The organism is Streptomyces sp. NPDC059994 (genome assembly GCF_042737755.1).
Classification (GTDB): Bacteria; Actinomycetota; Actinomycetes; order Streptomycetales; family Streptomycetaceae; genus Streptomyces.
The window spans coordinates 76,104-82,518 of record NZ_JBHWUR010000024.1 but is presented as its reverse complement, the minus strand read 5'-3'; the positions used below and the strand labels follow the sequence as shown (position 1 = coordinate 82,518).

Sequence of the window (6,415 nt, the reverse complement as noted above, 5' to 3'; positions counted from 1 at the left end):
GCTCTACTCTGGGTGCGGACAACCGGTACGAAATCAGGAGTCAGCGGATGGATCACGGCGGGCACGGCATGGGCATGAACATGGACCTGCCGCCGTTCACGCTGGAGCGCGGCCTGGAGTGGTCCACGGACCCGTTCTTCCTGATCGGCTGTATCGCGGGGCTCGGTCTGTACGGCTGGGCGGTGCTGCGGCTGCGCAGGCGCGGCGACAGCTGGCCGGTGAGCCGGATGGTCTTCTGGACCCTCGGCGTGCTGAGCATCGCCCTGGTGATGTGCACCAGGCTCAACGACTACGGCATGGTCATGTTTAGCGTGCACATGGTCCAGCACATGGTCATCAGCATGCTCTCGCCGATCCTGCTGCTGCTCGGCGCGCCGGTGACGCTGACGCTGCGCGCGCTGCCGGTCGCCGGGCGCGGCCGCAAGGGCCCGCGCGAGCTGCTGCTCGCCCTGCTGCACAGCCGCTATCTGCGGATCATCACGCACCCCGCGTTCACGATCCCGATGTTCATCGCGAGTCTCTACGGGCTCTACTTCTCGCCGCTCTTCGACTTCCTGATGGGTTCGAGGACCGGCCACATCGCGATGATGGTCCACTTCCTCGCCGTCGGCCTGATCTTCTTCTGGCCGATCATGGGCGTCGACCCGGGCCCGCACCGCCCCGGCTACATCATGCGGATGCTGGAGCTCTTCGCGGGCATGCCGTTCCACGCCTTCTTCGGCATCGCCCTGATGATGGCGACCCAGCCGATGATCGGTACGTACAAGAACCCGCCCTCCTCGCTCGGCATCGACGCCCTCGCCGACCAGGAGGCGGCCGGCGGCATCGCCTGGGCCTTCAGCGAGATCCCGTCCGTGCTGGTCCTGATCGCGCTGGTCTTCCAGTGGTACGCGACCGAGAAGCGCGAGGCGCGGCGGCAGGACCGGGCCGCCGACCGCGACGGCGACAAGGAGCTGGCCGCCTACAACGCCTATCTGGCCTCGCTGAACGCACGCGGGCAGTAACACCCGGTGCGCCGGTCTGGCGCGACGGGCCCCTGCGGGGCGACCATGGACTTCACGGCAGCGGCCGGGAGGAAGGGGACCCCATGCCCGGTACGACGAAGGCGATGGTGGTACTCACCGTCGTGGCGCTGGTGATGATCACTGCGTACACGGTGGCGCTCGGCAGCAGCGGCTGGCTCTGGTTCGGCTGGGTGGTCCTCGGCCTGGCGACGGTGGGCATGGCGGCTTCGCGCAGCGCCTGAGCGGCGCCCCGGCGGGCGGGCCGAGTGAGGAGCTGGTGCGTTGCTGTACTACGTGCTCAAGTACGCCCTTCTGGGACCGTTGCTGAGGCTGCTCTTCCGGCCCAGGATCGAGGGCCTGGAGCACATTCCGGACGACGGCCCGGCGATCGTCGCGGGCAACCACCTGTCGTTCTCCGACCACTTCCTGATGCCGGTGATGCTCAAGCGGCGCATCACCTTCCTCGCCAAGCAGGAGTACTTCACGGGGCCCGGCATCAAGGGCCGGCTCACCGCCGCCTTCTTCCGCGCGGTCGGGCAGATCCCGGTGGACCGTTCCGGCAAGGAGGCCGGGAAGGCGGCGATCCGCGAGGGCCTCGGGGTGCTGCGCAAGAACGAGCTCCTGGGCATCTACCCGGAGGGCACCCGCTCGCACGACGGGCGGCTCTACAAGGGCAAGGTCGGGGTCGCCGTGATGGCGCTGAAGGCTCGGGTTCCGGTGATCCCGTGCGCGATGGTCGGCACCTTCGAGATCCAGCCGCCCGGACAGGTCATGCCGAAGATCAAGAGGGTCACCATCCGGTTCGGCGCGCCGCTCGACTTCTCCCGCTACGCCGGCATGGAGAACGAGAAGGCCGTGCTGCGGGCCGCCACCGACGAGCTCATGTACAAGATCCTGGAGCTCTCCGGGCAGGAGTACGTGGACCGGTACGCGGCCGACGTGAAGGCCGAGGAGGCCGGAAAGTTCCCCAGGATCCTCGGCTGACAGCGGATCCGCGCACGGCGCAACTCCCTGGCCCCGGTGATCACATGGTCGTAGCGTCCCCCGTATGGGCAAGGGAACAGCGTTCGTCGTAGGGGCCACGGGACAGATCGGGCGGGCCGCCGTACGCGTGCTCGCCGAGGACGGGTGGGAGGTGCGGGCCGCCTCGCGCGGCGGCGGGAGCGATCCGGGCCGGCCGGAGGGGGTGCGCCCGCTCGCGCTCGACCGGGACGCGGAAGGGGAGCTGGCCGCAGCCCTCGGGGACGGCTGCGACGTCCTGGTGGACATGGCGGCGTACGACGGCGGGCACGCCCGCCAGCTGGCCGGACTCGCGGACCGCATCGGCTCGGCCGTGGTGATCTCCAGTGGGGCGGTGTACGAGGACGAGCGGGGCCGCAGCTTCGACACCCAGGGGGAGCCGGACGGCTCGCCCCGCTATCCGGTGCCGATCCCCGAGACGCTGGCCACGGTCGCGCCGGGCGAGGAGACGTACGGTACGCGCAAGATCCGGCTGGAGCGGGAGCTGCTCGCTTCGGCCCTGCCCTCGACGCTGCTGCGGGCGGGCGCGATCCACGGACCGCACTGCCGGAGCCCGCGCGAACTGTTCTTCGTGAAGCGGGCGCTGGACGGGCGGCCGGTGCGGGTGCTCGCGCACGGCGGGGCGAGCCGCTTCCATCCGGCGCACGTCGCCAACATCGCCGAGCTGATCAGGCTGGCCGCGCTGCGGCCCGGGTCGCGGGTGCTCAACGCGGCCGACCCGCAGGCGCCGACCGTCGCCGAGATGAGCGCCGCGATCGACGAGGTGATGGGGGTCCGCAGCGAGACGGTGGTCTTCGAAGGGGCACCGGAGGAGGGCACGGTGGGCCTCACCCCGTGGAGCGCGCCGCACCCGATCGTCTACGACATGTCGGCGGCCGAACGGGAGCTGGGCTACCGGCCGGTGACCGGGTACGTGGAGTCGCTGCCCGCGACGGTCGCGTCGATCGTGGACCGGCTCGGGGGCGGGGACTGGCGGAAGGCGTTCCCCGGCATGGCCAAGTACCCGGACCTGTTCGACTACGCGGCCGAGGACGCCTGGCTGGCCGGGCGGGGCTGACACGCGAAGGGGGCGGCCGCGGCTGCGACCGCCCCCTCCTTCATGCGCGCTCGGCCGTTACGGCTTCGGCGTGGCGTGCGGGGTGCACGTCACATCGGCGCTGTCGACCTTGCCGGAGAGGAAGTAGGCCTCCACCCGGGTGTTGATGCACGGGTTGACCAGACCGGTCACCCCGTGCGAACCCGCGTCCTTCTCGGTGATCAGGCGCGAGCCCTTGAAGCGCTGGTGCAGCGAGACGGCGCCCTGGTACGGCGTGGCCGCGTCCCGGGTGCTCTGGACGATCAGCACCGGCGGCAGGCCCTTGCCGGTCCTGACCTCGACCGGGGTCTGCTGCCGCGTCTGCCAGGTGGCACACGGCAGGTTCATCCAGGCGTTCGCCCAGGTCATGAATGGGTTGTTCTTGTTGAGCCGGGTGTTGTCCCGGTCCCACTTCTTCCAGCTGGTGGGCCACTTGGCGTCCGCGCACTCGACGGCGGTGTACACCGCGTTGCCGTTCTCGGAGCTGATGTTGCCCTTGGTGTCCGACATGTCGGGAGCGGCCGCGTCGACCAGCGCCTTGGTGTCGCCCGCCACGTACTTGCTCCACGTCTTGGCGACGGGCGCCCAGGACGAGTCGTAGTACGGGGCGCTCTGGAAGTACGCGATGAGCTCGGCCGGGCCGACCACGCCGCCGATGGGGCTCTTCTTGGCCGCGGCGCGCAGCTTCACCCACTGCTGCTCGACCTTGGCCGCCGTGTCGCCGAGGTGGAAGGTGGCGTCGTTCTGGGCGACCCACTTCTCCCAGTCGCTCCAGCGGCCCTGGAAGGCGACGTCCTGGTTCAGGTTGGCCTGGTACCAGATGTTGTCGCGCGCCGGGTCGACGACGCTGTCCACCAGCATGCGGCGCACGTGCGACGGGAAGAGCGTGCCGTAGACCGCGCCCAGGTAGGTGCCGTAGGAGACGCCCAGGTAGTTGAGCTTCTTCTCACCGAGCGCGGCGCGGATGACGTCCAGGTCGCGGGCGGTGTTCGGGGTGGTCATGAACGGCAGCATCCAGCCGCTGCGCTCGGCGCACCCGTCCGCGTACTCGGCGGCGAGCTTGCGCTGGGCGCGCTTGTCGGCCTCGCTGTCCGGGACCGGGTCGGCCTTCGGCGCCTTGACGAACTCCTGCGGGTCGACACAGGAGATCGGCGTCGAGTGGCCCACGCCGCGCGGGTCGAAGCCCACGAAGTCGTACGCCTTGGCGGTGTTGACCCACAGGGGGTTCTTGCCCGTCACCCGGGTCGGGAAGCGCATGCCGGAGGCACCGGGGCCGCCCGGGTTGTAGACGAGGGCGCCCTGGCGCTCGGCCGGGGTGCCGGTCGAGGCGATGCGGTCCACGGCGAGCTTGATCTGCTGGCCGTAGGGGTGGGCGTAGTCGAGCGGAACGCTGACGTAACCGCACTGGATCGGCTTGGCGAAGCCCCAGTCGGCCGGGCAGTCGGTCCAGTCGATGCCCTTCTTGGCGGCCCGCTCGGCGGCGAGCTGCACGCCGCGCGCCTCGGACGTGCCGTGGTGACGGCTTTCGGCGGTGGCCGTCGGTGCCGCGATCGCGCCCGCTATGAGCGTGCCCGCGATCAGAGTGCCGGCCGAGCCGAGCACTGCGGTGCGTCTCAAGTGGTTCCTCCCCCTGCTGAAGTGCGCCGCTCGGAGCGGCGCGTTCCATGCTCTCGGGGGATCCTCGCGCCTCGACGGCCGTCGAGAACAGGTCGTACTGGTGTTTCTTTACCGAACCGATAGCCGGGACGCGGAGTCCCGCTGAGCGGTGTGGACTTCGTCGAGTACGCGCCGCAGCAGCCGGGCGTCCGGCGCGAGGGCGGTCACCAGGAACGCGGGCCCGGTCAGCGGTGTCAGCACCGCGCTCTCGCCGAGCATCCGCGCCTGCACCGGCTTCTGCGCCAACTCCGGGTCGACGACGAGGAGTTGCCCCACCGCGCGATACCCGCCCAGGACCGCCGAACCGTTCCAGCCACCGGGCGCGCCGGGACCGTACGACAGCGCCTGGTCGAGGAGCGGGCGGCCCGCGCGGTGCACGGTGAGCCGGGTGGCGAGCGTACCGGGAACCTCGCCGTGGCGCCCGAGGATCTGCTCCTCGCGCAGAACGAGCCGGGCGTCCGCCGCGAGCTCGACGCGGGTGCGCATCCGCAGATCGCTGCCGCGCGCCGAGATCAGCTGCTCGGGCAGCCAGTGCAGTTCGCCGCCGGGGCCGACGCCGAGGCGCACGTCGTAGTGCGCGGGCTCACCGGTCCGCCCGGGCAGGGCGATGGTGGCGGCGGCCGAGTCCACGGTGAGCCGGGCGCCGTCCCGGACCTCGGCCTCGATGGCGATGCGGTCGCCGCCGAGCGGGGCGCTCATCGCCCCGACCACGGTGACCCGGTGGCGCCCGCCGATGGCCCGGGTGCGGCGCAGCGCCAGCGGACCCTCGCCCGCCAGGACGGGCAGGCCCTCGGGGGTGGCGACGATCCGGGCGGTGGCGCGCACCCCCGCGCCGAGTGTCAGGCCTTCCATGCGGCGAGCCGCCCCCGCACCCACTCGGCGACCGCGTCCACGCCGTCCTCGGACCTCAACGACTGGAAGACGACGGGCAGTTCGGCCCGCTGCTCCTTGGCGTCCCGGGCCATCCGCGCCAGGTCCGAGCCGACGTACGGGGCGAGGTCGGTCTTGTTGACGACGAGCAGGTCTGCCGTGGTGACTCCGGGGCCGCCCTTGCGGGGGATGTCGTCGCCGCCCGCCACGTCGATGACGAAGATCTGGGCGTCGACCAGGCCCTTGGAGAAGGTGGCGGTGAGGTTGTCGCCGCCGGACTCGACCAGGATCAGGTCGAGCGGCCCGACCGCCTCCTCCAGGTCCTCGACCGCTTCGAGGTTGGCGGATATGTCGTCCCTGATGGCGGTGTGCGGGCAGGCGCCGGTCTCCACGGCCTGGATGCGCTCGGGCGGCAGCACGGCGTTGCGCAGCAGGAACTCGGCGTCCTCGCGGGTGTAGATGTCGTTGGTGACGACGGCGAGCGAGAACCGCTCCCGCAGGGCCTGGCAGAGCGCGGCCACGGTGGCGGTCTTCCCGGACCCGACTGGCCCCCCGAGCCCGATGCGCAGGGCCCGCCGCGTCCCGTCGGGCCGACGGGCGTCGGCGCTGAGGGCGGCGGGGCCGCCGTGGGAGTGGTCGAGGTGCATGGTCAGGGCTCCTTGTCAGGCGGTTGATCCAGCCCGGTCGGGCGGATCTTTCTGGCCCGTGCAGGCCGCTCGGGCCGGCCCGGGCGGGCGGATCTTTCAGCCCGTCCGGCGCTTGAGGACGAGCCCGTTCAGGGCGATCGGGG

Annotated in this window: 7 protein-coding genes; 4 read left to right on the top strand and 3 right to left on the bottom strand. The window is 71.4% G+C overall.

Features of this window, described 5'->3' with window-relative positions; genetic code table 11:
* Positions 1–47 precede the first annotated feature (47 nt).
* From ACFWA7_RS15505 to ACFWA7_RS15490, 4 genes are all read left to right on the top strand, one after another.
* A complete protein-coding gene (locus tag ACFWA7_RS15505) occupies positions 48–1,004 on the top strand; it encodes a cytochrome c oxidase assembly protein (protein WP_385534983.1) in 957 nt (318 codons plus the stop codon).
* Positions 1,005–1,087: 83 nt separating this feature from the next.
* On the top strand, positions 1,088–1,246 hold the full coding sequence (locus ACFWA7_RS15500) for a hypothetical protein (protein WP_180357116.1): 159 nt from the start codon (positions 1,088–1,090) through the stop codon (positions 1,244–1,246).
* Between the two features lie 40 nt (positions 1,247–1,286).
* On the top strand, positions 1,287–1,988 hold the full coding sequence (locus tag ACFWA7_RS15495; RefSeq protein WP_385534974.1) for a lysophospholipid acyltransferase family protein: 702 nt from the start codon (positions 1,287–1,289) through the stop codon (positions 1,986–1,988).
* Positions 1,989–2,052: 64 nt separating this feature from the next.
* A complete protein-coding gene (locus ACFWA7_RS15490; protein WP_385534972.1) occupies positions 2,053–3,081 on the top strand; it encodes an NAD-dependent epimerase/dehydratase family protein in 1,029 nt (342 codons plus the stop codon).
* A 57-nt stretch (positions 3,082–3,138) separates the two neighbouring features.
* On the opposite strand, the gene ACFWA7_RS15485 is transcribed toward ACFWA7_RS15490, so the two are convergent.
* The 3 genes from ACFWA7_RS15485 to ureG form a co-directional block, all read right to left on the bottom strand.
* Positions 3,139–4,716 (bottom strand): alpha/beta hydrolase, encoded by a 1,578-nt coding sequence (locus ACFWA7_RS15485; protein WP_385823361.1) that lies wholly within the window; start codon positions 4,714–4,716, stop codon positions 3,139–3,141.
* A gap of 108 nt (positions 4,717–4,824) precedes the next feature.
* Positions 4,825–5,607 (bottom strand): urease accessory protein UreD, encoded by a 783-nt coding sequence (locus ACFWA7_RS15480; protein ID WP_385823359.1) that lies wholly within the window; start codon positions 5,605–5,607, stop codon positions 4,825–4,827.
* On the bottom strand, positions 5,595–6,272 hold the full coding sequence (gene ureG, locus ACFWA7_RS15475; protein ID WP_385534966.1) for an urease accessory protein UreG: 678 nt from the start codon (positions 6,270–6,272) through the stop codon (positions 5,595–5,597). Before ureG ends, ACFWA7_RS15480 begins: the two co-directional genes overlap by 13 nt.
* Positions 6,273–6,415: the final 143 nt, after the last annotated feature.